The sequence below is a fragment of the Kribbella pratensis genome, from assembly GCF_004365355.1.
Lineage (GTDB): Bacteria > Actinomycetota > Actinomycetes > Propionibacteriales > Kribbellaceae > Kribbella.
Map to the genome: position 1 here is coordinate 1,391,547 of NZ_SODP01000002.1, position 23,765 is coordinate 1,415,311.

The 23,765-nt window shown below is 69.2% G+C and carries 23 protein-coding genes; 8 read left to right on the forward strand and 15 right to left on the reverse strand.

All coding sequences use genetic code 11. The features are described 5' to 3' along the window. Nucleotides 1–3 precede the first annotated feature (3 nt). The 7 genes from EV653_RS23435 to EV653_RS23465 all read right to left on the reverse strand — a co-directional run bounded on the left by EV653_RS23435 (nt 4) and on the right by EV653_RS23465 (nt 10,943). Nucleotides 4–1,152 carry a VWA domain-containing protein gene (locus EV653_RS23435; protein WP_134105846.1) on the reverse strand — a complete coding sequence of 383 codons (1,149 nt, stop codon included), beginning with the start codon at nt 1,150–1,152 and terminating at the stop codon, nt 4–6. Next, nucleotides 1,149–3,317 (reverse strand): DUF5682 family protein, encoded by a 2,169-nt coding sequence (locus EV653_RS23440; protein WP_134105847.1) that lies wholly within the window; start codon nt 3,315–3,317, stop codon nt 1,149–1,151. The genes EV653_RS23435 and EV653_RS23440 overlap by 4 nt, the downstream gene beginning before the upstream one ends. After that, nucleotides 3,314–4,408, reverse strand: coding sequence for an ATP-binding protein (locus EV653_RS23445; RefSeq protein WP_134105848.1), 1,095 nt, complete (start codon nt 4,406–4,408; stop codon nt 3,314–3,316). Before EV653_RS23445 ends, EV653_RS23440 begins: the two co-directional genes overlap by 4 nt. Further along, nucleotides 4,405–5,808 (reverse strand): DUF5691 domain-containing protein, encoded by a 1,404-nt coding sequence (locus tag EV653_RS23450; protein ID WP_134105849.1) that lies wholly within the window; start codon nt 5,806–5,808, stop codon nt 4,405–4,407. Before EV653_RS23450 ends, EV653_RS23445 begins: the two co-directional genes overlap by 4 nt. Nucleotides 5,809–5,830: 22 nt before the next feature. Next, on the reverse strand, nt 5,831–7,129 hold the full coding sequence (locus EV653_RS23455) for an SWIM zinc finger family protein (protein ID WP_134105850.1): 1,299 nt from the start codon (nt 7,127–7,129) through the stop codon (nt 5,831–5,833). A 200-nt stretch (nt 7,130–7,329) separates the two neighbouring features. Next, nucleotides 7,330–9,801 carry an MDR family MFS transporter gene (locus tag EV653_RS23460; RefSeq protein WP_134105851.1) on the reverse strand — a complete coding sequence of 824 codons (2,472 nt, stop codon included), beginning with the start codon at nt 9,799–9,801 and terminating at the stop codon, nt 7,330–7,332. A 269-nt stretch (nt 9,802–10,070) separates the two neighbouring features. Next, entirely contained in the window at nt 10,071–10,943 is an 873-nt protein-coding gene (locus tag EV653_RS23465; protein ID WP_134105852.1) for a LysR family transcriptional regulator, read from the reverse strand. 78 nt (nt 10,944–11,021) lie between these two features. Here EV653_RS23465 and EV653_RS23470 point away from each other — a divergent pair, with 78 nt between their 5' ends. Together EV653_RS23470 and EV653_RS23475 are read left to right on the forward strand one after the other, a co-directional pair. Next, nucleotides 11,022–11,921, forward strand: a complete 900-nt coding sequence (locus tag EV653_RS23470; RefSeq protein ID WP_134105853.1) for a TIGR03564 family F420-dependent LLM class oxidoreductase — start codon at nt 11,022–11,024, stop codon at nt 11,919–11,921. A 39-nt stretch (nt 11,922–11,960) separates the two neighbouring features. Beyond that, a complete protein-coding gene (locus EV653_RS23475; RefSeq protein WP_166679527.1) occupies nt 11,961–13,022 on the forward strand; it encodes a serine hydrolase domain-containing protein in 1,062 nt (353 codons plus the stop codon). A 29-nt stretch (nt 13,023–13,051) separates the two neighbouring features. Here the strand turns inward: EV653_RS23475 and EV653_RS23480 are convergent, their stop codons facing one another. Next, a complete protein-coding gene (locus EV653_RS23480) occupies nt 13,052–13,228 on the reverse strand; it encodes a hypothetical protein (protein ID WP_202871796.1) in 177 nt (58 codons plus the stop codon). Nucleotides 13,229–13,355: 127 nt separating this feature from the next. Here EV653_RS23480 and EV653_RS23485 point away from each other — a divergent pair, with 127 nt between their 5' ends. Continuing rightward, nucleotides 13,356–13,847: a DNA polymerase ligase N-terminal domain-containing protein gene (locus EV653_RS23485; RefSeq protein ID WP_134105855.1), complete on the forward strand. Its 492-nt coding sequence runs from the start codon at nt 13,356–13,358 to the stop codon at nt 13,845–13,847. Here EV653_RS23485 and EV653_RS23490 read toward each other — a convergent pair whose 3' ends face one another. After that, a complete protein-coding gene (locus EV653_RS23490) occupies nt 13,848–14,495 on the reverse strand; it encodes a nitroreductase family protein (protein ID WP_202871797.1) in 648 nt (215 codons plus the stop codon). A 155-nt stretch (nt 14,496–14,650) separates the two neighbouring features. Here EV653_RS23490 and EV653_RS23495 point away from each other — a divergent pair, with 155 nt between their 5' ends. After that, on the forward strand, nt 14,651–15,298 hold the full coding sequence (locus tag EV653_RS23495; protein ID WP_134105856.1) for a nitroreductase family protein: 648 nt from the start codon (nt 14,651–14,653) through the stop codon (nt 15,296–15,298). 7 nt (nt 15,299–15,305) lie between these two features. Here the strand turns inward: EV653_RS23495 and EV653_RS23500 are convergent, their stop codons facing one another. The 3 genes from EV653_RS23500 to EV653_RS23510 all read right to left on the reverse strand — a co-directional run bounded on the left by EV653_RS23500 (nt 15,306) and on the right by EV653_RS23510 (nt 17,408). After that, entirely contained in the window at nt 15,306–15,923 is a 618-nt protein-coding gene (locus EV653_RS23500) for an L-threonylcarbamoyladenylate synthase (RefSeq protein ID WP_134105857.1), read from the reverse strand. 19 nt (nt 15,924–15,942) lie between these two features. Then, nucleotides 15,943–16,521 (reverse strand): class F sortase, encoded by a 579-nt coding sequence (locus EV653_RS23505; protein ID WP_238159991.1) that lies wholly within the window; start codon nt 16,519–16,521, stop codon nt 15,943–15,945. 71 nt (nt 16,522–16,592) lie between these two features. Beyond that, entirely contained in the window at nt 16,593–17,408 is an 816-nt protein-coding gene (locus EV653_RS23510; RefSeq protein ID WP_238159993.1) for a DUF4397 domain-containing protein, read from the reverse strand. 232 nt (nt 17,409–17,640) lie between these two features. Between EV653_RS23510 and EV653_RS23515 the strand changes: the two genes are divergently transcribed. Together EV653_RS23515 and EV653_RS23520 are read left to right on the forward strand one after the other, a co-directional pair. Next, nucleotides 17,641–18,414 (forward strand): hypothetical protein, encoded by a 774-nt coding sequence (locus tag EV653_RS23515; RefSeq protein ID WP_238159995.1) that lies wholly within the window; start codon nt 17,641–17,643, stop codon nt 18,412–18,414. Between the two features lie 4 nt (nt 18,415–18,418). Next, entirely contained in the window at nt 18,419–19,912 is a 1,494-nt protein-coding gene (locus EV653_RS23520) for an MFS transporter (protein WP_134105859.1), read from the forward strand. A gap of 15 nt (nt 19,913–19,927) precedes the next feature. Here the strand turns inward: EV653_RS23520 and EV653_RS23525 are convergent, their stop codons facing one another. Next, nucleotides 19,928–20,701, reverse strand: a complete 774-nt coding sequence (locus tag EV653_RS23525) for a DNA alkylation repair protein (RefSeq protein WP_238159996.1) — start codon at nt 20,699–20,701, stop codon at nt 19,928–19,930. After that, on the reverse strand, nt 20,653–21,396 hold the full coding sequence (locus tag EV653_RS23530) for an SDR family oxidoreductase (RefSeq protein ID WP_134105860.1): 744 nt from the start codon (nt 21,394–21,396) through the stop codon (nt 20,653–20,655). Before EV653_RS23530 ends, EV653_RS23525 begins: the two co-directional genes overlap by 49 nt. 198 nt (nt 21,397–21,594) lie before the next feature. Here EV653_RS23530 and EV653_RS23535 point away from each other — a divergent pair, with 198 nt between their 5' ends. Together EV653_RS23535 and EV653_RS23540 are read left to right on the forward strand one after the other, a co-directional pair. Then, the gene (locus EV653_RS23535; RefSeq protein WP_134105861.1) at nt 21,595–21,978 is read left to right on the forward strand and encodes an STAS domain-containing protein; all 384 of its coding nucleotides are present in this window, start codon (nt 21,595–21,597) and stop codon (nt 21,976–21,978) included. Nucleotides 21,979–22,034: 56 nt separating this feature from the next. Further along, nucleotides 22,035–22,763 carry a polyprenol monophosphomannose synthase gene (locus EV653_RS23540; RefSeq protein WP_134105862.1) on the forward strand — a complete coding sequence of 243 codons (729 nt, stop codon included), beginning with the start codon at nt 22,035–22,037 and terminating at the stop codon, nt 22,761–22,763. On the opposite strand, the gene EV653_RS23545 is transcribed toward EV653_RS23540, so the two are convergent. Then, a complete protein-coding gene (locus tag EV653_RS23545) occupies nt 22,760–23,677 on the reverse strand; it encodes a hypothetical protein (protein WP_134105863.1) in 918 nt (305 codons plus the stop codon). The two genes, EV653_RS23540 and EV653_RS23545, sit on opposite strands and share 4 nt — an antisense overlap. Nucleotides 23,678–23,765 lie beyond the last annotated feature (88 nt).

A 23,765-nucleotide genomic window follows, 5' to 3' on the forward strand; every position in this document is an offset into this window, starting at 1 on the left:
CTCTCACGTCAGGTTGGTGGATGCCCAGCTGGTGATGTCCTCATGCCGGATGGCAGCGGCCATCAGGTCCGGGAACAGGTCCGGTGTGCAGGCGAACGTCGGTACGCCGAGATCCGCCAGCGCCGCGGCGTTCTCGGCGTCGTACGACGGGGTGCCCGAGTCCGCCAGCGCCAGCAGAGCAATCACCTGTACGCCGGACTCCACCAAGGAACGCGCCCGCCGCAGCATCTCTTCCCGTACGCCGCCCTCGTACAGGTCCGAGATCAGCACGAGCACCGTCTCGGCCGGCTTCGTCACGAGCTCCTCGCAGTACGCCAGCGCGCGGTTGATGTCCGTCCCCCCGCCCAGCTGCGTCCCGAACAGCACGTCGACCGGGTCCTCGAGCTGATCCGTCAGATCAACCACGGCGGTGTCGAAGACGACCAGCGACGTCCGCAGCGTCCGGATCGAGCCGAGCACGGCGCCGAACAGCGACGCATAGACCACCGACTCCGCCATCGAGCCTGATTGGTCGATCGCCAGCACGATGTCCCGCTGCACGCTGTGATTGCGCCGCGCGTAGCCGATCAACCGGTCCGGCACGATCGTCCCGAGCGTCGGCGAGAAGTGCTTGAGGTTGACCTGGATCGTCCGGTCCCAGTCGATGTCCGAGTGCCGCGGCCTCGATGTACGCCCGGCCCGGTCGAGCGCGCCCGTGACCGCTGCCCGCGTCCGCTCCGCCAGGCGAGCCTCGAGTTCGGCGACGACCCGGCCGACCACCTCCCGCGCGGTCTGCTTGGTCTCCTCGGGCATCACCTCGTTGAGCGCGAGCAGCGTGCTGACCAGGTGTACGTCGGGCTCGACCGCGCCGAGCAGCTCCGGCTCCATCAGCATCCGCGTGATGCCGAGCCGCTCGACCGCGTCCCGCTGCATGACCTGCACGACGGTGCTCGGGAAGTACTGCCGGATATCGCCCAACCACCGCGCCACTCGCGGCGCGGACGAGCCCAACCCGGACGACCGCTGGCTGCCGGCCTCGCCCTCCGCGGCGTCGTACAAGGCGGCCAACGCGGCGTCGACGGAGCGATCCTCGGACGACAGCGTCGTACCCGTCTCTTCCTCGGCCTCGCCACCCAGCACCAGCCGCCACCGCCGCATCCGCTCGTCGTTCATGAGACCCCCAAGAGCTGCGCAACGACCGGCAGCGCCGTCGCCGCCAACTCGGCGTCCAGGTCGTTGTCATCAGCAACAACAATCGACGCCGGGTCCGCCAGCACCCGAGCCCGCGCCCCGATCGAGCGCCGCTCGGGCGCCGCGAAGGTGCCGAAGGTACGGCGCAACAGCGGCAGCACCTCGACGAACGCATCGTCTGGGATCGCGCCCAGCCAGTCGTCCACCAGTGCGAGCAGCCGCTCGTCGTGCACGAGCAACAACCCGCCGCCGGCAAGGAATCCCTCGACGTATCCGGCCGCCTCCGCGGTCGCCGTACCGGGAGACAACGCCCGTCCCAAGCGCAGTGCTACCTCATGATCCGGCAGCCGCGAGGTGTCCAGCATCAACCGCGTCAACCGCCCCCGGATCAGCGGCGGCACCGAGGCGCGATCACTCAACCCCTCCAACGTGTTCAGCCACTCGGCGCGCACGTCCTCGGCCAGCAGCACGGTCGCGTCCTGCACCCCGTCGATCAGCTCCTGTACGGCGGTCGCCGCATCCGGATCGAGCCCGTGGACCGTCCGCCCGAGGCCCGCGCACACGCGCGACACCATCCGCCCCGCGACCGAGGCGAGTCCGGCGGTGTCTGTCCCGCGTACGTCGCCGTACCTCGAGGCTCGCGCGAGGGCGGGGAGCGCCGCCATCAGATGGCCGACGTCCGCATCGGCAGCCGCACGGGTGTCGATCCCTCGGAGCAATGGCGGAAGTGCGTCGGCGAGATCAGCGAGCAGCGACTTCTCGAGGGCGCCCGTGACGTCAGCCAATGTTGGCGAGTCGGCGGCCTTCAGCATCACGGTGGTCGCAGCGCCGAGGACCGTCGTACCGTGGGCGCCGGCGGCAACCAACTCGACCTCGAGTCCCGGATCCCACGCCAGGCGCCACATCTCCCGGAACGTGCCCTGCGCCCGCCGCTCATCGACGGCCGGGACACCCCAGTGCACACCGAGAATCCTCAGCCTGTGCAGGAGTCTGGACTTCTCCAGGTCGTTCGACTTCCGCAGGTCGAGTTCGATCACGCGCTCGGTCGCGTCCCGCTTCATCCGCAACCGCCGCGCGTGCGCCGCCAGGTCTGCCGCAACCGGCGCCTGCGGCGTCTCACCCGGCACGGACCCGAGCAGCTCACCGACAACGGCTTCCCGCGTGACGAGATCCAGCAGTACGTCGTTCCCGCCGCACAGCACAGCCCGCGTCGCCTCGGTGACCTCGCTCAGACCGGCGAGCGGGCGTTCCCGCAATGCCGCCAGGGTGTCCGCAAGTCGCACCGCCTCGATCACGTGTGCGCTGGAGACGGGTAGATCCTCGTCCCGCAGGACCTGGGCGACCTTCGACAGCCAGCGCGTGGTGATCTGATCGGGCGCGGTGAACAGGTGGTGGTACCAGCCGGGTGACGTGATGCCGGCGCCGTACCCGCTCGTAGCCGCCAGCCGGCCGTGCGTCCACGGCACCCAGGTGCACGCGACCTTCCGCTTCGGCAGACCTTTGAGGATTCGTTGATCATGTGTTGCCGGGGGCAACGGCAGTTCGAGCGCGGGAACGTGCCAGGCACCGCAGACCACCGCGATCCGCTCGAAGCCCTCGCGGATCGCCTTGCGCAGCACGGTCCGCATATAGGCCTCGCGTTGTGCCTCGCGGCCTTTCGCCTCCGAGTCGCGACGCAGTTCGCGCATTGCGTCGGCGATCACCGTGAACGGCTCGGCGCCGTCGCGGCGCGACTCGATGACGTCGTCCCACCAGCGCTCGGGATCGTCGTACCCGCCGGCCTCGGCCAACGTCGCCAGCGGATCCATCGATGCGGACCGCCCACCGCTTGAAGCGAACTGCTGCGCCGCGGGCAGGTCGCAGAACCGCACGGGAACCCCGGCCGCCAGTCCGTGCTTGATCGCCTGCCACTCGGGACTGAACACCGCGAACGGCCAGAACGCAGCCCGCGTCGAGTCGTCGACGGCGTACGCGAGCAGCGCGACCGGCGGTTCCATCTCCTCCGAGGCCGCCAATTCGACGATCTTGTCGGCCTCCGGCGGTCCTTCGATCAGCACGACGTCAGGCTGGAGCTCGGCCAGCGCGGTCGCCACCGCGCGCGCCGATCCCGGCCCGTGGTGCCGGATCCCGAGCAGGTGAACGGTCATCCGGAGATCTCTCGGCAGGCCCGGTAGAACGGCGCCCAGTCGTCGCGCTCGCGCACCACGGTCTCGAGGTACTCCGACCACACCACCCGGTCCGCCGACGGGTCCTTCACGACCGCACCAAGGATGCCGCCGGCAACGTCCGTCGGCCGCAGTACGCCGTCGCCGAAGTGGGCGGCGAGCGCGAGACCGCCGGTGACGACGCTGATCGCCTCCGCTGTCGACAAGGTGGCCGACGGCGACTTGACCGCCGTACGTCCGTCCTCCGTCCGGCCTGAGCGCAGCTCGCGGAAGATCGTCACCACGCGGCGGATCTCGTCGAGCGCGTCGTCCGGCTGCGGCAGCTCCAGCGCCGACCCGAGCTGTGCGACCCGGCGCGCGACGATCTCCACCTCGTCGTCCGCGGATTCAGGCAGCGGGAGTACGACGGTGTTGAACCGCCGGCGCAACGCCGACGACAGCTCGTTCACGCCCTTGTCACGGTCGTTGGCGGTGGCAATGACGTTGAATCCCTTACGGGCTTGGACTTCCGTGGCCAGCTCGGCGATCGGCAGCGCCTTCTCGGACAGGATCGTGATCAGCGCGTCCTGGACGTCGGACGGCATCCGCGTGAGTTCCTCGATCCGGGCGATCTTCGCCTCGGCCATCGCGCGCTGCACCGGACTCGGCACGAGCGCCGCCTCACTGGGGCCCTGGGCAATCAATTGGGCGTAGTTCCACCCGTAGCGGATCGCTTCCTCGGCAGTGCCCGCCGTACCCTGCACGAGCAGCGTCGAGTCACCGCTGATCGCGGCCGCGAGATGCTCACTCACCCAGGTCTTCGCCGTTCCTGGTACACCGAGCAGCAGCAGCGCTCGATCCGTGGCCAGCGTGGCGACCGCGACCTCGACCAGCCGCCGCGGCCCGACGTACTTCGGTGAGATCTCGGTGTCGCCCGCCTTGCCGCCGAGCAGGTACGTGACTACCGCCGACGGCGACAGCTGCCAGGCAGGCGGACGCGGTTTGTCATCGGCGGCCTTGAGCGCCTGCAGTTCGCCGGCATACTCGACTTCCGCGTGCGGGCGAAGGACTTCGGTGGTCGCCAACTCTGTCATGAGAGCTCCTCGTACATTTCGCGGCGGAAGGTCAAGGTCTCCACCAGGCGGCGACGCCAGGTGTCTTCCTCGCCGGTGGATTCGCGGGTGATCGGATGGTCGAGTACGTCGGGTGGTACGGCGCGGGCCGCGATGCTGGCGAGGCGGGCCCAGGCGCGGTTGGAGCCGACCTTCGCGAGCTGGTCGAGGATCATGCTCGCGAGCGACTCCGGCCAGGGGACGGGCAGCCCGCCGACGAGCTCGGTGACGTCGACCGTCTTCCGCAGTACGTCGACCGCGCGGGCCCACTCGTCGGCGGGTAACAAGCGCAACAGCTCCGCCGGGCTGCGGTCCCCGGTCGAGGCTTCGGACTGCAGGAGGGCACGCGCCCACTCGGCTGAACCTTCACGGATAGCGGCCTCGGTCCAGCCCGCTTGGAGAATGTCGGGCGCGCACCCTTCGACAGGCGTCTGCAACCAGGCAAGCTCCATCGCCGACAACGGTGTGTTGGCAACGATCTGCAGGAACCACCAGGCGCGTTTGCCGATACCTTCCGGATTCTGCGAGTCGATGCCGTCGCGCTCCATCGATTGCGACAGCCTCTTCGGCAGGTCGACCGCGAGTACGCCCTGGCTCGGGACGAGGTGCGAGTGCAGACGCTCGGTCATGCGTTCGCCGTACTTCGAGCCTGGTATGCGGGCGAGCAGACGCGCGGCGCTTCGACGTACCTCGCGGGAACGATCGTCCAGCGCTGATTCAAGGAAGTCCTCGTCCTGCAAGGACAAACCGTCGGTGAGCAGGCCGAGGAAATCGGCTCGGGTGGCTGCGGACTCGGTCGGCCAGACCTCCGCCAGGGCCTCGCGAGCCGCGTGCGGATCCTGCTGGCGGAGGGTGCGTAGCCAGGTGCGCCGCTGGACGGCGTTTCCGTGGGTCCAGTACTCGGGGTCGTTGCTCTCAGCAACGGCTGCGTGGAGGTAGCGCCACTCGGGGTTGAGATCGGCGAGCCAGCGAGCACGCCGGCCGGCGGCCGCGATCACGAGCGGACGGTACTCGGCCCGGTGGCGGGCATAGTCCGCGAGCGCAGGTAAGTGCTCTGGCGGCACACCCCAGCCACGGGCGTCGGCCGCACGCAACCACTCGCCGAGCGCGGAGGTCTGGAACCCGCCGAGCATTGCGGCCAGCCGCCGGGTCGCCACCGGTCGCGGCAACGGCCGGTCTTCGCCTGGCGCAGCCGGGATCGGTTCGAGTTCGCGAAGCGGCTTCCGGCCGGCACGCTTGTACACCGTCGCGAGCGCTGCGGCGTCGAGGAGGCCGCCGTCGCCGAGCCGCTCCTGGATGTGCTCCGGGAGCTCTTCGAAGTGTGCCGGCCGACGGTCGGTGCCGAGCAGCGCCGAGCTGACCAGACCGTCCCAGCCCTTCACGACCGCACCCGCCGATCTGCGCTCACAGGATCACCGGCCGGTCGTCGCGCCAGCACGTCATCGGTCGGAGACCGGCGCGGTTCCACTCGCCCGCGACCGTGATCGGGTCCCCGGCCGACACTGCCAGCAGCTTCCACGCATCCCAGCCCGGCAGCAGCTCGAGTCCGTCCCCGTCCGCATCGACCAACGCCCATCCCTCACCGTGAGCGGCCGGTCGCACGTCCTGGAGGACCAATGGCCAGCGTTCGTTCCACGGGTCGGCCGCGAGCGATTCGACGTACGACGCCAGAGCTTGCCGGGCTGTGAGACCGGCCGGACGTGGCGCGGGCTGGCGGGGATCGGTCTGGGTGAGGAGGGCGCGCATCGGGAGGGCACCCGGGTAGAACGAGAGCGTGCCGGGGACGTACTCGCCGGGCCGCGCGGGGAGTGGGTCCAGTGGGCGGCCGGCTGCGGCGAACGTGAGGATCAGGCCGAGACGGCCGGTTGTTGCCCCGCGCAACCAGACGCGGCGGACGGTGAGGCGGTCGTCGGGCTCGATCACACGACCGAGCACCAGCCAGTCGTCCCGGACCTTCTCGCCCTCGGCGAGGACGCGGGCGGTCTCGGTCGACCAGCCGATCCTGCTCAGAACGGTGTCGGCGAGCGATGGTGGGAGGTCGGCGAGGCGGTCGTGGGCGGAGACGATGAGGTGAACGAGGGAGAGCTCCTCGAGCAGCTCGCCCGGCCATCCGTGACCGCGCCCGACGACGCCGGCTGCCCGGCGTACTGCTCCTGCAACGCCTGGGGCTTGGGCGTCGACCATGCGCGCGGCGAGGCGGCTGAGCTCGGTGTACGCACGCTGGTCGAACCCGCCGAGGCCGACGCGGACCTGATCGTCCAGCCAGCCTTTCAGCTCGGCCATGCCGCTCGAGACCCGATCCGCACGACGCGAAGCACGCTGCTGGGCCGCGATCGGGTCGGCAACCTCACCCGGCTTCCGCTCCGGCTGGTCGGCGCGGGCGGCACGCTGGTCCATCCACGTCTTCACCCAGTCGACCTCGTCAGCCGGCCGCACCTCGCCGGCAGCGTTGAGCAGCAGCAGTCCCAGGGCATGCTTGCACGGGAACTTCCGGCTCGGGCACGAACACTTGTACGCCGGTCCGCTCAGGTCGACCGCAGTCTGGTACGGCTGCTTGCCGCTCCCCTGGCACAGCCCCCACACCGCGCGGTCGGACGCCCCGGCCTCCGTCCACTTCTCTACCCGAGCCAGCCCCTGCCCAGCCTTCGCGGACGCAGCATCGGGCGCCAACCCCAGCACCTGCTCCACGTCCCACAACCCCACACCACTCCCTCACCACCGTCCCTACCCGAAGCATGCCACCCCCCACCGACACCCCCACCCGCCCCACCCGCCGCCGAGTCGTGGCGATTGGCGCACGGGCCATTCGCCGAGTCGTGGATCCGGGCTGCTGAAAACAACCGAAACCCACGACTGGGCGGACGGTGCCGGCGCCATTTGCCACGACTCGGCGGCGAGGCGGGTCAGCCGAAGGGCTGACGGTCGGGGCTGGCGGTGGCGTCGGGGTACCCGTTGCCGGTTGCGTGCGGGAGGTACGGCGATGGGCCGTCCGACTGGAACGGAGGCGGCGTGCTCGACGGCGAGCCCGTCGGCGCAGGCTGACCGCCCGCGCCGCCCAGGCCGCCCTGGCCGCCCGCCACAGCGGACGCGGTGCCCGGCGCATACGGCGTACTCGGGGTGGATGGCGCGGGAGTGGGTGGAGGTGGGGTGGTGGAGAGGGTGTCGCGGACTGTGCCTAGAAGGCGTTCCTCGACTAGTTGAAGTTCGGCTATGCGGGCGCGGATTTCTTCTTCCTGGGACTTGGCTTCGGCTAGGAGCTGGTCGGCTTCGGCGCGGGCGGTGGCTCGGAGGTGGTCGGCGGTACGCTGGCTGGCGCTGAGGACGCTCAGTTCGTACCGGCGGAGCTCGTCGACCAGCTCGCCCTGGGGGCGTTGGGAGTCGAGGATCGCGGCGGCGGGTTGTGGGATTGCGGCGCCGGGGAGCGTGTCCTCGAGGTCCGCGATCTGCTGGTCGACGCGGGTGAACAGGTCCTTCACGTCGGTACGCATCTGCCGGATCACGGCCGCGGCCGCCTGCACGCGCTCGTTGGCTTCGCGCTCACGTTCGCGGGCCGTCCGCTCGGCGGACGTGATGACGTCGAGCGCGACCACGGCCGCACGTTCGGCCGGGTCATCCGAAGCCGCGGTCGCGCCGGCCAGGCCCGAAGCCGCGGTCCCGCCGGGCACCGAAGCCGACGTCGCGCCGGGCAGGCCCGAAGCCGAGGTCGGGTCCGACGCAGTACCGTCCGGACCCATCGCGACAGTCTTCCGCAGCGGCACCTCGCGGATGAACAGCACCGCCAGCAGACTCACCACAGCAGCACCGGCCGCGATCACGAAGATCCGCCCGGTCGCGTCGCCGTAAGCATGCCGCACGATCTCCGCGACCGGCGCCGGCAGCGAGTTCACGTCGAGCACACTCCCCGATCCACCCTGCGCCGCAGCGGCCGCCGCCGGACCGAGCTGGCGAAGGTGTTCGCTGATCAGATCCGTCACCCGCGTCGCCAGCACGGCGCCGAGGACCGATACCCCGACCGCACCGCCGAGGCTGCGGAAGAACGTGACCGACGCGCTCGCCGCTCCGACCTCGCTGACGTCGACAGTGTTCTGTACGGCGAGCACCAGGTTCTGCATCATCATGCCCATCCCGATGCCCATCGAGAGCATCCCGAGCCCGATGTACCAGTACGGCGATGTGTGGTCGATCGTCCCGAGTACGCCGAGCCCCGCGGTCAGGAACAACCCGCCGAGCACCAGGTACCGCTTCCACTTCCCGAACCGCGTGATCAGCTGCCCCGATCCGACCGACCCGAGGAACGACCCGAACATCATCGGGATCGTCAGCAACCCGGCCTCGGTCGCGCTGTACCCGCGCGCCACCTGGAAGTACTGCCCGAGGAACACCGCGCTGCCGAACATCGCGAGCCCCACCGAGAGGCTCGCGAGGATCGCCAAAGCGGTCGTCCGCTCCCGCACCACCCGAACCGGTACGAGGGGCTCACGGGCGTGCACCTCGACGACCACGGCCAGCAGCGCGAGCACCGCCGTACCGCCGAGGTACGCGCCGGTCTCCCACGACCACCACGGGAAGTGCTCGCCCGCGAACGACACCCAGATCAGCGGCAGGCTGGCGGCGCCCGCGATGAGCAGCGCGCCGAGGTAGTCCATCTTGACCTTGCGCTTCACCACCGGCAGGTGCAGGAACCGCTGCAGGACGATCAGCGACAGTACGGCGAGCGGCACGCACACGTAGAAACACCAGCGCCATCCCAGCCACGAGGTATCCACGATCACGCCACCGACGAGCGGTCCGGACACGGTCGCGAGCGCCATCACGGCACCCATGTAGCCGGAGTACCGGCCGCGGTTCCGCGGCGGGATCGCCGCGCCGACGATCGCCTGGGCGAGCGCCATCAGCCCGCCCATCGCGAGCCCCTGCAGGACCCGCGAGCCGATCAGGAACGGCACGTTCTGCGAGGCGCCGGCCAGCACCGAGCCGGTGACGAACATGATGATCGCAAGCTGCACGAGCAGCTTCTTGCTGATCAGGTCCGACAGCTTGCCCCACACCGGCGTCGAGACGGTCATCGCGAGCAGGCTGGCGGTGACGACCCAGGTGTACTGCGTCTGCGAGCCCTCGAGGTCCGCGATGATCGTCGGCAGCGCGTTGCTGACGATCGTCGAGCTCAGGACCGCGGTGAACAGTGCGGCGAGCAGCCCGGCGAGGATCTCCAGGATCTCCCGGTGCGACAGCTCAGCGGCAGCCGTCGGCGGAGCCGGTGGTGGGGGCGGCGTTGCCGGCGTGGTGTCCGGCTCCCCCTTGGCGTACCGGGAGCGATAGCGGTGCGGTGCGTCGGCCGAGGGTGTGGCCGGCGAGGTCCGGGTGGTGGCAGACATCAGTTTCCGTTCGTACGGCGGGATCGCGACGACCGAGGCAGTGCCGTGCACTGTCCCGGGGCGGAAACGGCTGACTTGTCCTCACACCAGCCCGATATTTTGGTTGCAACTACCAACAATATCCCCGCAGCGTCAGCAACCGCTCACCGGGAGCCAGCAACCGGTCACCGAAAGAGCGTGGCTAATTATGAGACGAGCCCTCCTCGGAACGGGCTTTCCGCCGTACGATCCCGTGTCTGTTGAGTAATCAACACCCCTCGGCGGAGCTGTCAGGGCCCGCCGGGGGGCTCATCGCCGAACGCCTCGACGAGGACGCGAGCGCACTCCGTCTGCCCCGGCCCGAGCACCAGGTTGCCCGGCGCCGTGCCCGGCGGATTGAGCAGGCCCATCCAGAGCGCGCCCTCGGCAGATTCGCAGGCCGTCCCGTAGACGACGGTCCAGGCCGGCGACCCGGTCGACATCTCGACGACCGCCGATTCGAAGTCCTCGATCGGCCGACCGATCAACGGCTCGAAGCCGGCCTCACGGCAGGCGGCCACCAGGTGGTCGCGCAGCCAGGTGTCATCGGCAGGCAGCCGGAGCGGGAGCCCCGCGAGGTCGATCATCTTCACTCCGTCGTCCGACCGGTACGCCGCCGGGACCAGAACGGACAACGGATCGCGCCAGAGCTCGATGACCTGCAGATCGGCGGCCGCGACGTCGCCGCGGACGAAGGCGATGTCCAACTCCCCCGAACGCAGCGCAGTCAGGTACTCGGCCGTCGATCCGGAGCTGAGCTGGATCTCGAGGTCCGGCGTGCGGACCCGGAGGGCAGCCAGGCCGCGTTCCAGCCGGTCCCGCAACCCCGGCGCGGTGCCGATGCGGAGTACGCCGGAACGCCCGGAGGCGAGCTCCGCGGCGACCTCGGCGGCTCGATCGGCGGCGGACAGGACGGCCCGGGCCTCGCGCAGCATGCGTTCGCCGTCGCCGGTCAGCCGCACGTGCCGGGACGATCGGTCCAGAAGTCGCAGGCCGAGTTCGCGTTCGAGGCGGGCGACCTGCTGGCTGACGGCGGGCTGCACGATGTTCAGTCGCTCGGCGGCCCGGCCGAAGTGCAGTTCCTCGGCGACGGTGACGAAGTACCGCAACTGACGCAGCTCCATCAGCGATCACGACTCCTTATCGCTGTACAGCGTAACTGCGTCTGGGTCGGCGGCCTCGGGCCTCGTTGACTGGTGGACATGAGGATCGGACTGTGGATCGACGAAGAGGGCAAGACCATCGACGAGATCGGCGCCGCCGCGAAGGCCGCCGAGGACAACGGCATCGACCGGGTCTGGTTCAGCCAGCGACTCGGCTGGGATGCGCTGACGCTGATCGCCGGCGTCGCGCCGTACACCTCGACCATCGGGTACGCCGTTGGCGTGGTGCCGGTGTACCCGCGCCACCCGCTCGCCCTCGCGGCGCAGGCGCTCAGCGTGCAGGCGCTGACCGCCAACAGGCTGACGCTCGGCGTCGGCGCGAGCCACCCGCACATGGTGGAAGGAATGCTCGGCCTCTCCATGGACCGTCCCGCGGCATACGTCCGCGAGTACCTCGAAGCGCTCGGTCCGCTGCTCGCCGGTGAGCCGACCGATCACACGGGCGAGCGGCTGACCGCCCGCGGCCAGCTCGCGATTGCCGGAGCCGATGCGCCTGAACTCATCCTGGCCGCGCTCGGCCCGCGGATGCTCAAGACCGCCGGCGAACTCACCGCCGGTACGACGACCAGCTGGGCGGGGCCCGAGGTCATCGAGAGCTTCATCCGCCCGGCGATCGACGCAGCGGCGACCGCCGCCGGCCGACCGCAGCCCCAGGTGATCGCGGGCGTCTGCGTTGCGGTCACCGACGATCCGGATGCAACGCGGAACTGGATCGGCTCCCACTACGGCGCGGCCGGCGACATGCCGTCGTACCGCGCGGTCCTCGATCGCGGTGGCAAGGCCGGCCCCGAGGAGACCGCAGTACTGGGCGACGAGGAGACGGTGGCCAAGGAACTCCAGCGCTACGCGGACGCCGGTACGACGGAATTCCTGGTCTGCCCGGTCGGGACGGACGCGGAGGTGGAGCGCACGGTCAGGTTCGCGTTGGACTATGCATAGATGGTGTCAAAGGCTCCGGACTCGCTCCGACGTACCTGTATGGACCTTCAAGAGGTAGTGCAGAGGCGGATCGACGAACTGGTCGAGACGGAACTCGGGCTGCAGGTAGCCGTGTACCGGCACGGTGAGTTGCTGGTCGACGCTGTCGCAGGCGATGGCGTGACCTCGGAGACGTTGTACTACGCGGCCTCCACCGGGAAGGGCGCATCCGCGACGGTCGCGAACGTGCTGGTGGATCGCGGGGTGCTCGACTACGACCAGCCGATCGTGGACCTCTGGCCCGAGTTCGGTGCGCACGGGAAGGACAAGGCGACGCTGCGGCACGTGCTGACGCACTCGGTCGGCCTGCCGGCGCTGCCGCCGGACGCGACTCACGAGTCGTTCCCCACGATCCCCGCGTACCTGGCCGCCGCGGAGCCGTGGTGGGAGCCCGGCACGAAGATGACGTACCACGCGGAGACGTTCGGCCTCCTGGTCGGTGAGATCGTCCGGCGCGCGACCGGCCGGTCGATCTCCGACGTACTGCGGGAGCTGATCACCCCGCTCGGTATCGAGAACGACGTGTTCTTCGCGCTCCCGTCCGACCAGCGGGACCGGCTGATGCCACTCGTTGAGCCCGATGGCGCCGACGAGACGTTCGAGATGCTGGCCGGGATGTTCAGCAAGGTTGTGCCGCCGTCGATGCAGCCGCGGGCCGCCAAGCTCAACCGGCCCGAGCAGTTGGCGATCGAGGACCCGTCGAGCGCGATCCTGACCGCTCGTGGCATCGCCAGGTTGTACGCCGGGCTGATCGGCGAGGTCGACGGCGTTCGGCTGGTCCGCCCCGAGGCCGTGCCCGTGATCACCGGCACGGCTCTGGTCGCGCCGGACGAGTTGCTCGGCAATCCGGCAACGATGGCGCTCGGCTACTCGATCGGCCGGCTGGGATCCACGGCGGAAGAGAGCCCGACGACGTTCGGGTGGCCGGGCATGGGCGGCAGTATCGCCTGGGCGGACACGCGCTCAGGCGTTGCGTTCGCGCTGACCAGGACGCTGTTCGACCCGTCCGGGTCCGCGTCCGCGGTCGAGATCGGCAACCTGGTTGCGAAAGCTCTCTGCTGAAACCCCTTAACTGTAAGGGCTTTCAGCTTTCAGGATTCGCGGACCGAGCGCTGGTCGACCCAGACGAGATGGCCGTGGTGGCTGACGAGAACCTCGTCGGCCCCGGTCGTCCCGGTCCGTCGACCGAGCTCCTGGCCTGCGATCCAGCGTCCGCCGATGAGGATCTGGACGGCGATCGGCCGCGCCGGTGAGGGGGCTACGGGCATGGCACCTGCTTCTGGACAGGGGCGGATGTGATGGGAAGGTTGTGGGGGTTGGTTTCCCAACCAGACGCCAGCCTACAACTGCATCACGACCGACCGTTAGCTGTAATTCAAAATCCTCAGGAGCCTGATGCCGAAGCCGATTTTCGTCGTTCAGCTGCACGATGCGAGGCGGCTGCACTACGACGTACGGCTCGAAGTGGACGGGGTGCTGAAGTCCTGGGCGGTGCCGCGCGGGCCGTCGCTCGACCCGATCGTCAAGCGGCTCGCGGTGTTCACCACGGACCACGATCTCGAGTATGCGTCGTACGAGGGCGTGCACCGCGACGCGCAGTACGGCAGCGGCGCCGTGATCGTCTGGGACGCCGGCGTCTACACGAATCTGACCCGCGACGACCGGCACCAGCTCGTCGATCCGGCCGAGGCGATCGAGCGCGGGCATTTGAAGGTGCAATTGCACGGAGTGAAGCTCAACGGTGCCTGGGCCTTCACCCGGACCGGCGCGGACTGGCTGCTGGTGAAGGTGAAGGACGCGGACGCCGATCCGGGGCTGGACCTGACGGTGACCGAGCCCCGTTCGGTGCTGAGCGGGCTGACCATCGAGGAGATGGCCGCCTCATGATCACCAGCCGTCGATGTGGAGAACTTCGTCGAGCGGCTGACGCGCGGCCGGCTTGAAGTCGGTCCCGATCGTGTACGCCGTCGGGATCAGCACCGTCTGCCGGATGTCCTCCGGAAGACCGAGCAGCTCGGACACCTCCTGCTCGAAGCTCAGGTGCAGCGTGGTCCACGCCGTACCGAGAGCACGGGCCCGGGCGGCGAGCATGTAGCTCCAGGCTGCCGGCAGGATCGAGCCCCACAGACCGGCCTGGTTTCCTGCCGGCAGCGAACGGACCTTCAGGCAGGGGATGACCAGCACCGGGACCTGGCCCATCCGCTCGCCCAGGTAGGCCACGCTGTCGCCGACCCGGCGCTGGACCGGGCCACGCTCGGGGTCGTCGGCGTGCAGTTTGCCCGCCGCACCCGGGCCGGCCAGGTACTCCTCGACCGAGCGGCGGTAATACTCGCCGATCGCCGCACGCTTCTCGGCGTCCGTGATCACCAGCCAGTGCCACGTCTGCCGGTTGCTCCCCGACGGCGCCTGCAGAGCGATCTCGATGCACTCCCGGATCAGCTCCATCGGCACGGGCCGCTCGAGGTCGAGGCGCTTGCGGACGGTCCGGGTGGTCGTCAGCAGCTCGTCGGGTTTCAGGTCGAGGGTGTAGGTCACGCCGGACAGTGTGTCAGCAGACGGAGGTGCTGTTCGGGTGCACCTTCTCGCAGTACCGGACGTGCAGGTGGGCGGGCCAGTTCATCGTCAGGCCCTCGACAAGGGGATGTGAGATAGTTCTGAAGCAGACTATCTGCTAACGGAAGGATTTGAGGATGGCTCTGAACCTGTCGGCCGACGAGGTCCTGTCCACGACGCGCGCTGTCCGCAAGCGCCTCGACTTCTCCCGGCCGGTCCCCCGCAAGCTGATCGAGGAATGCGTCGACCTCGCCACCCAGGCACCGACCGGCCGGAACCGGCAGCGCTGGCACTTCCTCGTCGTCACCGAGGATGCACAGCGCCGGGCCGTGGCGGACATCTTCCGGCGGGCGCTCTCGCAGGCGGCGGGTCAGCCGTTGACCGCGGACGACGTACGACGGATGAACCATCACGCCCGCTCGACCGAGCGGGTCTTCGACAGCCTGCGCTACCTGGCGGACAACATCCACCGGGTCCCCGCGTTCGTGATCCCGGCCGTGGAAGGTCGCACCGACCGGGCATCGGCTGCGGAGCAGTCCGGGACGTGGGGGTCGATCCTGCCGGCGGTCTGGAGTTTCATGCTCGCCGCCCGGGAGCGCGGCCTCGGCACGGTGTGGACCACCGCGCAGGGGCCGCTCGAGCGCGAGCTCGCGAAGGTTCTTCGGGTTCCGTACGACGACGTGATGCTGGCCGCCTTCATCCCGCTGGCGTTCACGATCGGGACCGACTTCCGCCCGGCCAAGCGGGTTCCACGCGAGCAGGTGCTGCACTGGGACCGGTGGTAGGCCGGCCCTATTCGAACGGGGACGGGTCTCCTGCGCCGACGCGGACGAGTTCCGGGACGTCCTCGGAGAAGTCGACGACGGTGGTCGGCTCGGTGCCGGCCTCGCCTTCGATAACGGCGTCGATCTGGTTGTCGAGTTCTTCCTTGATCTCCCAGCCCTGCGTCATCGGCTCCTCGTGGCCGGGGAGGAGCAGGGTGCTGGAGACGAGCGGTTCACCGAGCTCCGCGACCAGGGCCTGGGTGACCACGTGGTCCGGGATGCGGACGCCGACGGTCTTCTTCTTCGGGTGCAGCAACCGGCGCGGGACCTCCTTGGTGGCCGGGAGGATGAACGTGTAGCTGCCCGGCGTGGCCGCCTTGATCGAGCGGAAGACGGCGTTGCTGATGTGCACGAACTGCCCGAGCTGGGCGAAGTTCTCGCACACCAGCGTGAAGTGGTGCCGGTCGTCCAGCTGCCGGATCGTCCGGATCCGCTCGATCCCGTCCCGGTTCCCCAACTGGCAGCCGAGCGCGTAGCAGGAGTCGGTCGGGTACGCGATCAGCCCGTCCTCGCGGAGCAGGTCCACTACCTGCCCGATCGACCGCCGCTGAGGGTTCTCGGGATGGATGTCGAAATACCTGGCCATGACCGGGGAGCCTACCGGTCTACTTGGCCAGGCCGATCGGTGTCGCGGTGACTACCAGGTTGTCCTCGTAGCCGCCTTGGGAGGCGTTATAGGCGCCGGTGCAGGTGATCAGGATCAGGCGATGGTCCACGGTCTGGTCGAAAGCGCCGCTCTTGGTCGCGAGGGCGTCCTTGCGGACCGACTCGATCGACACGACCCGGTACGACGCCGTATGGCCGGAGCCGTTGAGCACGACGGTCTCGCCCCGACGTACGCCGAGGAGACGGGCGAAGAAGCCGAGGCCCTGGTTCTTCGAGTCGACGTGACCGGCGAGCACGACCGAGCCGAACGGGTCGCCGGCCTCGGCGCCGCCGTCCCACCAGCCGACCCATTGCGGCTTGGCCGGCACCTGGAGCTGCCCGCCGACGGTAGTTGCCGGCAGCACCGGTGCGTCCTTGCCGCCCGGCAGCACGACCTGTTGCGGGACGAAGCGCACGCGCTGACTCGGAGCCGGCGTGCCGACCCGTCCCGGCGGTGCGGACAGCGGCTCCGTCGGAGTAGGCACAGCGGACGGTGTGCCCTCGAAGGTGAAGCCGAACGTCGGGGTCGGCGTCGGCACCGCACCGTCTGCCCCGGCGGCACAACCCGCCAGGGCAAGACAGCACAGCGCCGTACCGACCAGTCCGCTCTTCAGCGGCGGACCACCTTCCGGGCAGTGACTACCGCGACCCCCAGTGCGGCGAGGAACACCACGACCCACAGTCCGGATTGTCCGGCAGGGCTCTGCGCCTGGTCGAGCCCTGCCGCCTGTCCACCTGTTCCGGTGTTCACCACACCCGGTTTCGCCGACCCGGTGGCCGGCACCTTGATCGTGCCGAGGGCAACGGTCATCGTCTTCTGGCTCGGTGCGCCGATCGCGAACACCCGGGTCAGGTAACCGGCCTTCACCGGCAGGTCCAACGGACCGAGAACAACTGGTGACGTTGCGCCGGTAGGAACGATATCCACCTTGTAGGTCGCTGCCGGAACGACCACGTCGAGTGATTCACCGTTCGCTACGTTACGGAATAGCACCTTTCCGTTGACCCGAATGTCGGCCGGCCCGACCGCCGCGTCGTGCGCGACCCGCAACCCGGCTTTGTCCACCGGCACCGCGGTCAGCTTGTTCGCGTACGTCGTGATCAGCGGCTGACCCGTCGGCGACACCGGCTGGTGGATGACGACGTCCAGACTGGCACCGGAACCGGCCGAGATCTCACGCTGGACGACCACCTTGCCGCCTTGCTTCGCGGTGATCATCCGCTTGCCGGACGCTACCCCGAAGGGCCCGACCAGCTTCCCGCCCGCGACTGCGGCGGCGACCTGGTGACCGTCGACACTGATGTCCAGACTGCGCCCTGGCAGACCCTGGACGAAGTACAGGTTGGCCCCCGCGGCAGCCTGCGCCGGCACCGCGAGGACAGCCGGCGCTGCCGCCACCGTCACGGCGAGCAGCAGCGACAACACCCTGCGAATTACCGGACCACGAATTCTCGAAATACTTAGGGATACCGCCCGGAATTGCCCGGACACGCTCCGTTCCTGCATTTCCTTCCCCCTCCGACGTTCGCCAGAAAATAGCGTAAGCATTTCCCCGCCCCACGAATTCGGGCGTATCGTAAGCGCAAGTCCGACCTGTCCGGAAGGGGCCGCACTGGTCTCGATTATGGCCGGGTCCGTTATGGGGAGACGGTGACTCGTGTCAGGACCTGACTCGCGGCTGCTTCCCGGGTTCCTCCCCGAGCGGACATCGGGGGTGGAGGAGACCGGACGGACGCGAGTTCGAATCCTGGCGACGGTCGCGCTGGTGCTGGGGTACAGCGCGACCGTCGCTTGTTCGGGCGCCGGCGCGCTCCCGGTCGCCCCGAGTCCCGGGCTGAACAGTTCGCGGCCGTCGGGCAGCGCTCCGACACCGAGGCCGACCACGCTCGGGCCGGGCGAGACCGTGCCCGGCATCCAGCTGATCGCCGTACCGCAGCGGAACGGCTCGTTCGACATGACCGAGAACGTGATGTTGCCCGCGGCCACCGACATCCTGCCGCTGCAGCTGCCGTCGTCCGGCGACCACCTGCCCGGAATGATGGCCCCGACAACGCCGCGCGTCACCAACCTGAAGGTGGTCGCCGACGACCAGGCGGTGCCGATCCAGCACACCACAGTCACAGCCCCGGGTGACCTGCCGCTGACCGTCTCGGCCACACGGATCAAGCTCACATACACGCTGTCCGGATCGGCGGTGCTCGCCTCTCCGTCGACGTCGACGCGAGCCGGCGCAGCCATCCGGCCGCTGACCTCAGCCGCCGGCGGGAGCCTGCCGACCGATGTCACCGTGACCAGCGGTCTGCTCAACGCGATCTGCCCGCTACTGACCGAGACCCGCTGCGCGGTCGGAGATCCGCCCATCCTCGGGATCCAGCCCGGCATCCCGGCAAGCAAGGCCCTCGTCGTCCTCCAACTGGATCTGCCACGCTGACTACATGACGGATGAGCGGATCGCTCTGGGTACGGCCCGGGGCCGATGGGTGCTGGCGGCGACGGCGCTCGGGTCGGGAATGGCGTTCCTGGACGGGACGGTCGTGAACGTCGCGCTCCCGGCGATGGGTGAGGACCTGAACGCGGACGTCGCGGGCCTGCAGTGGATCGTCAACGGCTACATGCTGATGCTCGCCTCGCTGGTGCTGCTCAGCGGTTCGATCGGCGACCGGATGGGACGACGCCGGACGTACGTCGTCGGGGTGATCTGGTTCGGCATCGCGTCGGTCGTGTGCGCGATCGCGCCGACCCTCGAGGTGATGATCGCCGGCCGGGTCCTGCAGGGCATCGGCGGTGCGCTGCTGACACCGGGCAGCCTGGCGATCCTGCAGACCTCGTTCCAGCACTCCGACCGCGGCAAGGCGGTCGGCGCCTGGTCCGGCCTCACCTCGGTCGCGGCGGCGATCGGACCGTTCGTCGGCGGCACCCTGGTCGACAGCGGTTACTGGCAGCTGATCTTCCTGCTCAACGTCCCGATCGCTCTCGTCACCGTCCTGGTCACGCTCCGCCATGTGCCCGAGAGCCGCGACGAGAGCGCCGGCGGCAAGCTCGACCTCAACGGCGCGATCCTGGCCACCCTCGGCCTGGGCGCCCTCACGTACGGCCTGATCAGTGCCGGCGACCACGGTTTCGGCGATCCGGTCGTCGTGGCCAGTCTGGCGATCGGCGTCCTGTCCTTCGCGGGGTTCATCGAGGTGGAACGCCGCAGCTCGCATCCGATGCTGCCGCTGAGCATCTTCGCCAACCGGCGCTTCACCGGCGCGAACCTGGTCACCGTCGTGGTGTACGGCGCACTCGGAACGGCGACGTTCCTCGTCGTGGTCTACCTGCAGACCGGACTGCACTACTCCGCGTTGTGGGCCGGCGCGTCCTTGCTGCCGATGACCGTGCTGATGTTCTTCCTGTCCGGGTACGCCGGCGGCCTGTCGGACCGGATCGGCCCCCGCATCCCGATGACGGTCGGACCGTTGCTGATGGCGGGCGGGTTCTTGCTGATGCTGCGGATCGACAACGAGTCCAGCTACTTCAGCACCGTACTGCCGGCCGTCGTACTGCTCGGGCTCGGTCTGGTCTCGACCGTCGCACCGCTGACCGCGACCGTCATGTCATCGGTCGCGGACCACCACGCGGGGATCGCCTCCGGCGTGAACAACGCGGTCGCCCGGTCCGCACAGCTGATGGCGGTCGCCGCGATCCCGGTGGCAGCCGGCATCACCGGCAATGCGTACCGCGATCCCGTTGCCTTCCACAACGGATTCGGCAAGGCCCTGTGGATCTCCGCGGTGCTCGCGGCGTCCGGCGCCCTGATCGCCTGGATCACCCTCGGCGATCGTTCCGGGAAGCGCCATCTGCTCCCGGCCGAGCATCACCACCGGCACTGCGCGCTCGAGGCACCGCCGCTCGCCGACGCCCACGCCGACCTTTCGCGTCCGAGCTGATTTGTCGACTTTTGGTCAGCGCAGGGCGAGGTAGTGCTTGCGGCTGACCTGGTCGAGACGTTCGATCGCGTACCGGAGCATCGTGCGCGGCATGCGGGTCGCGTACTCGTCGAGGAAGTCGCGGAGCTCGGCCTCGGAGACGCGTTTGCCGGCCTCGCGGAGCATCCAGCCCGACGCCTTGTGGATCAGGTCCTCCCGGTCGTCGAGGACCTCGGCGGCCAGCTTGAAGGTGTCGTCGATCTGGCCTCGACCGATCAGGAACTGCGTGGCGACGAGCGCGATCCGGCGTTCCCACAGGCTGCTCGAACGGATCAGCGTGTAGAGCTCGTCCCGCGGCTTGTCGAGCAGGTACCCGCCGACGACCTGCGGAGCGCTGCAGTCGACGAGATCCCAGTTGTTGATGTACGCCGTACTGCGGACGTACAGGTCGTGGATCGCGGTGAGCTCGTCCGGGTTCGCCGTACGCGGCTTGAGGGCGCGCGCGGCGCGATCGGCCAGCAGGCAAAGGACTGCCAGGCGATGCTCGTGAATCGGACTGGTCAGGGCCTGTTCCAGCTCGGGCAGCGGCAGACCGGCCGGCAGGTACGGCTTGAGGATTCCGCGGATCGTCGACAGCTTCACGCCGACCATCTGGTCGCCGTGCCCGTAGCCGCCGGGCTGGAGCTGGAAGTAGCGCGCGAGAACCTCCGCCACGGCCGGATCGGCGGCGGCGTCGACTGCCTCGAGCAGGTCCTTGGTGATCAGACCAGCATCCCTCCGGTCGCCCGGAGGTTCTGACCGGTCATCCACCGGGCGTCCGGGCCGGCCAGGAACGCGACCACGTCCGCCACCTCGGCTGGTTCACCTATCCGGCCGAGCGCGGTGATGCCCACCAGCGCATCCTGGACCGGCGGCGGGTTGTGATCGTGGAACATGTCGGTGTCGGTCGCGCCCGGCGACACCGTGTTGACGGTGATCGCGCGCGGGCCGTACTCGCGGGCGGCGATCTTCACGAATTGCTCGAGGGCCGCTTTGCTGGCGGCGTAGAGAGAGATCCCGGGACCGGGCACGACCGTATTCAGCGTCGACAGGGCAATGATCCGGCCGCCGTCGGGCAGGACGCGGCCGGCCCGCTGGATGGCGAAGTACGGACCTTTGACGTTGGTCGCGAACAGTTGGTCGTAGTCCTCGACCGTGACCTCGGCGATCGGCTTCACCATCGCCTGCGCCGCGTTGCAGACGAAGATGTCCAGCGTCCCGGTCGGGTCGGCCGCCCGCTCGAACAGTCCGTCGATCCCGGACAGGTCCGACTGATCCGCCTGTACGGCGATGGCGTCGCCACCCGCGGCTTTGACGTCGGCGACCACCTTGTCGGCCGCGTCCGCGCTACTCGCGTACGTGAACGTGACGACGGCGCCGTCGGCGGCCAGCCGGCGTACGATCGCCGCCCCGATGCCGCGCGAACCGCCGGTGACCAATGCCGCCTTGCCGTCGAGAACGCCCATAGCGACTTGTCTATCACCGTCGTGGGTCTGACGTTTGCTTTACTCTGAAGCGCTTCCGGACGTGAGGTCACGCTCCGGGGTCGATCACCGCCAGACCCGTTGTGACGCTTGTGCATTGGGGCATACGGTGAGGGCGAAGGGCAGTCCCATATCCGCCAGGACCCGCGTTCGTGGCGCTACCCCGGGGGAGATACCCGCGTGACAAGCCACCCAGACCCGCGGGACGGCGAGATGATCCGAACCACCTTCGACGCAGTGACCGTGGAGCTGGAACCCGGAGTACTGCTCGTCAGGATGTCCGGTGAGATCGACATCGCCACGACCGACTTCGCCGCCGAGTCGATCCGCGCCGCGGTCGCACCGCCTGCCAGGCTGGTGCTGATCGAGCTGTCGGCCGTGACGTTCTGCAGTTCGGCCGGCCTCGGCAACCTGGTCGAGGCGCGCAACCTGGCCGGCCAGCACAACATCACCCTGGCCCTGGTCGGCGTCGGCAGACCGGTCGACCGTCCGCTCACCGTGACCGGTCTCGGCGGTCAGTTCCGCATCTACAGCACCGTCGAAGAGGCCCTCTCCGAACTCTGAAATCAGCTGTGGTCGGCGGATACGGTAGCTTTCGGTGTCTCCGACAAAGGAAAGTCATGGGTGAGCTAGCCAAGATCGTGGTCGTGGTGCCGACCTACAACGAGCGGGAGAACCTGCCCGTGCTGGCCGGACTCCTGTCCGACCTGAACCTGCCCGGCCTGGAGCTTCTCGTTGTCGACGACAACTCCCCCGACGGTACGGGCGACATCGCCGACGAGCTGGCGAAGGCGTCGCCGGAGAAGGTCGGCGTACTCCACCGGACCGTCAAGGACGGTCTGGGCCGCGCGTACGTCGCCGGGATCACCCGTGCGCTCGACGAGGGTGCCGACATCGTCATCCAGATGGACGCGGACCTGTCCCACCCGGCGTCGGTGATCCCGACCATGGTCGAGATGCTGCGGACCACCGACGCTGCCGTCGTGATCGGCTCGCGGTACGTCCCGGGCGGCTCGGCGGCCGCCGAATGGGGCTGGCACCGGCGGGCGCTGTCCGCCTGGGCGAACTTCTACGTGAACGCGATCCTGCGGCTGCACGTGAAGGACGCCACGGCCGGCTTCAAGGCATGGAAGGCGGACACCCTGCGCTGGATCGACGTCGCGTCGATCGGGAGCAACGGGTACTCGTTCCAGGTCGAGATGAACTACCGGACGGTCAAGCGCGGCCTGAAGATCGCCGAGACGCCGATCCGCTTCGAGGAGCGGACCGAGGGCGTCTCGAAGATGTCGCTGAAGGTCCAGCTCGAGTCGGCCCTGATGCCGTGGAAGCTGCTCTTCAACCGGTCCTAGATGGACCGGGCGACGGAGGCGAGCATCCGCGGCATGTCGCGGAAGGCGGCCTCAGGGTCGTCTTTGCGGCCTTCGACGCACACCATGATCGACACGTTGTGGATCGACTCGACCCCGGTCATACCGACACAGCGGGCGACCATCGAGATGCTGGCGCCCGCCGGGGTATGAATCCGGCCCGTGAAGGCGATCTGCGCCTGGCTGTCGATGTTCGAGTTCGCCGAGGTGACCACCTCGACCGGTTCCTTCTTGACGGCGACGAGGTGGTCGATCTTCACCACGACATTCGCCGCGTCAGTCGCGATGCGGTCGGCACGGAACGCGACCGGGCTGACGACGACGTACGCCGCGCCCCGGCCCTGCGCCAGCAGCGAGACGCTGTACTTTGACGAGTGGACCTTCTTCCATCCTGGCGCCGGGTCGACGTACACGTCGTCGTAGACCAGCAAACCCTTGTCGATGTCTCGCAGGGTCCGACGGCGTTCGACCGGAGGCTGCGGGGTGGGAGTCGGTTCGGGGGTGTACGACGGCACTGTGGGCGTCGGTGACGGGGTCTCGCTCGAGGTCACGCGGTCGGTGTAGCCGGCGGTCGGCATCGGACTGCCGGCCGTCGCGTCGTCGCTCCCACGGGTCATGAACACGACGATGCCGCCGACCAGCGCCACCACGACAGCGATGGCGCCTGCCACCAACCACGGCGTCTTGCTCTTCGCCGGCGGCAGATGCGGCGGCCGGGCGCCGTACGGCGGAGGCTGGGCGCCGTACGGCGGAGGCTGCACACCGTACGGCGGGGGTGGGGTGCCGTGCTGCGGCGGGCGGACAGCGTACTGCGGGAGGTCAGTCGGCGGCGTAGCGCCATGCGGGTGGACCGGGCGGTTCTCGGGGTTCCAGACAGGCGGCTGGGGATCGCTCATGGCGAAGCCTCACTCGATCGTTAAAACGGACTGGACCGGTCCCCGATACCGGCCGCCCGACCTTACCCGACCGAGGCTCGATCGGCCT

What these genes read in the sequence shown, in the direction of transcription:
- EV653_RS23445 (WP_134105848.1), bottom strand. Translation starts at nt 4,408, where the DNA reads ATGACAGAGTTGGCGACCACCGAAGTCCTTCGCCCGCACGCGGAAGTC.
- EV653_RS23435 (WP_134105846.1), bottom strand. Translation starts at nt 1,152, where the DNA reads ATGAACGACGAGCGGATGCGGCGGTGGCGGCTGGTGCTGGGTGGCGAG.
- EV653_RS23440 (WP_134105847.1), bottom strand. Translation starts at nt 3,317, where the DNA reads ATGACCGTTCACCTGCTCGGGATCCGGCACCACGGGCCGGGATCGGCG.
- EV653_RS23465 (WP_134105852.1), bottom strand. Translation starts at nt 10,943, where the DNA reads ATGGAGCTGCGTCAGTTGCGGTACTTCGTCACCGTCGCCGAGGAACTG.
- EV653_RS23545 (WP_134105863.1), bottom strand. Translation starts at nt 23,677, where the DNA reads ATGAGCGATCCCCAGCCGCCTGTCTGGAACCCCGAGAACCGCCCGGTC.
- EV653_RS23500 (WP_134105857.1), bottom strand. Translation starts at nt 15,923, where the DNA reads ATGGCCAGGTATTTCGACATCCATCCCGAGAACCCTCAGCGGCGGTCG.
- EV653_RS23475 (WP_166679527.1), top strand. Translation starts at nt 11,961, where the DNA reads ATGGACCTTCAAGAGGTAGTGCAGAGGCGGATCGACGAACTGGTCGAG.
- EV653_RS23540 (WP_134105862.1), top strand. Translation starts at nt 22,035, where the DNA reads ATGGGTGAGCTAGCCAAGATCGTGGTCGTGGTGCCGACCTACAACGAG.
- EV653_RS23480 (WP_202871796.1), bottom strand. Translation starts at nt 13,228, where the DNA reads ATGCCCGTAGCCCCCTCACCGGCGCGGCCGATCGCCGTCCAGATCCTC.
- EV653_RS23460 (WP_134105851.1), bottom strand. Translation starts at nt 9,801, where the DNA reads ATGTCTGCCACCACCCGGACCTCGCCGGCCACACCCTCGGCCGACGCA.
- EV653_RS23495 (WP_134105856.1), top strand. Translation starts at nt 14,651, where the DNA reads ATGGCTCTGAACCTGTCGGCCGACGAGGTCCTGTCCACGACGCGCGCT.
- EV653_RS23485 (WP_134105855.1), top strand. Translation starts at nt 13,356, where the DNA reads ATGCCGAAGCCGATTTTCGTCGTTCAGCTGCACGATGCGAGGCGGCTG.
- EV653_RS23530 (WP_134105860.1), bottom strand. Translation starts at nt 21,396, where the DNA reads ATGGGCGTTCTCGACGGCAAGGCGGCATTGGTCACCGGCGGTTCGCGC.
- EV653_RS23470 (WP_134105853.1), top strand. Translation starts at nt 11,022, where the DNA reads ATGAGGATCGGACTGTGGATCGACGAAGAGGGCAAGACCATCGACGAG.
- EV653_RS23520 (WP_134105859.1), top strand. Translation starts at nt 18,419, where the DNA reads ATGACGGATGAGCGGATCGCTCTGGGTACGGCCCGGGGCCGATGGGTG.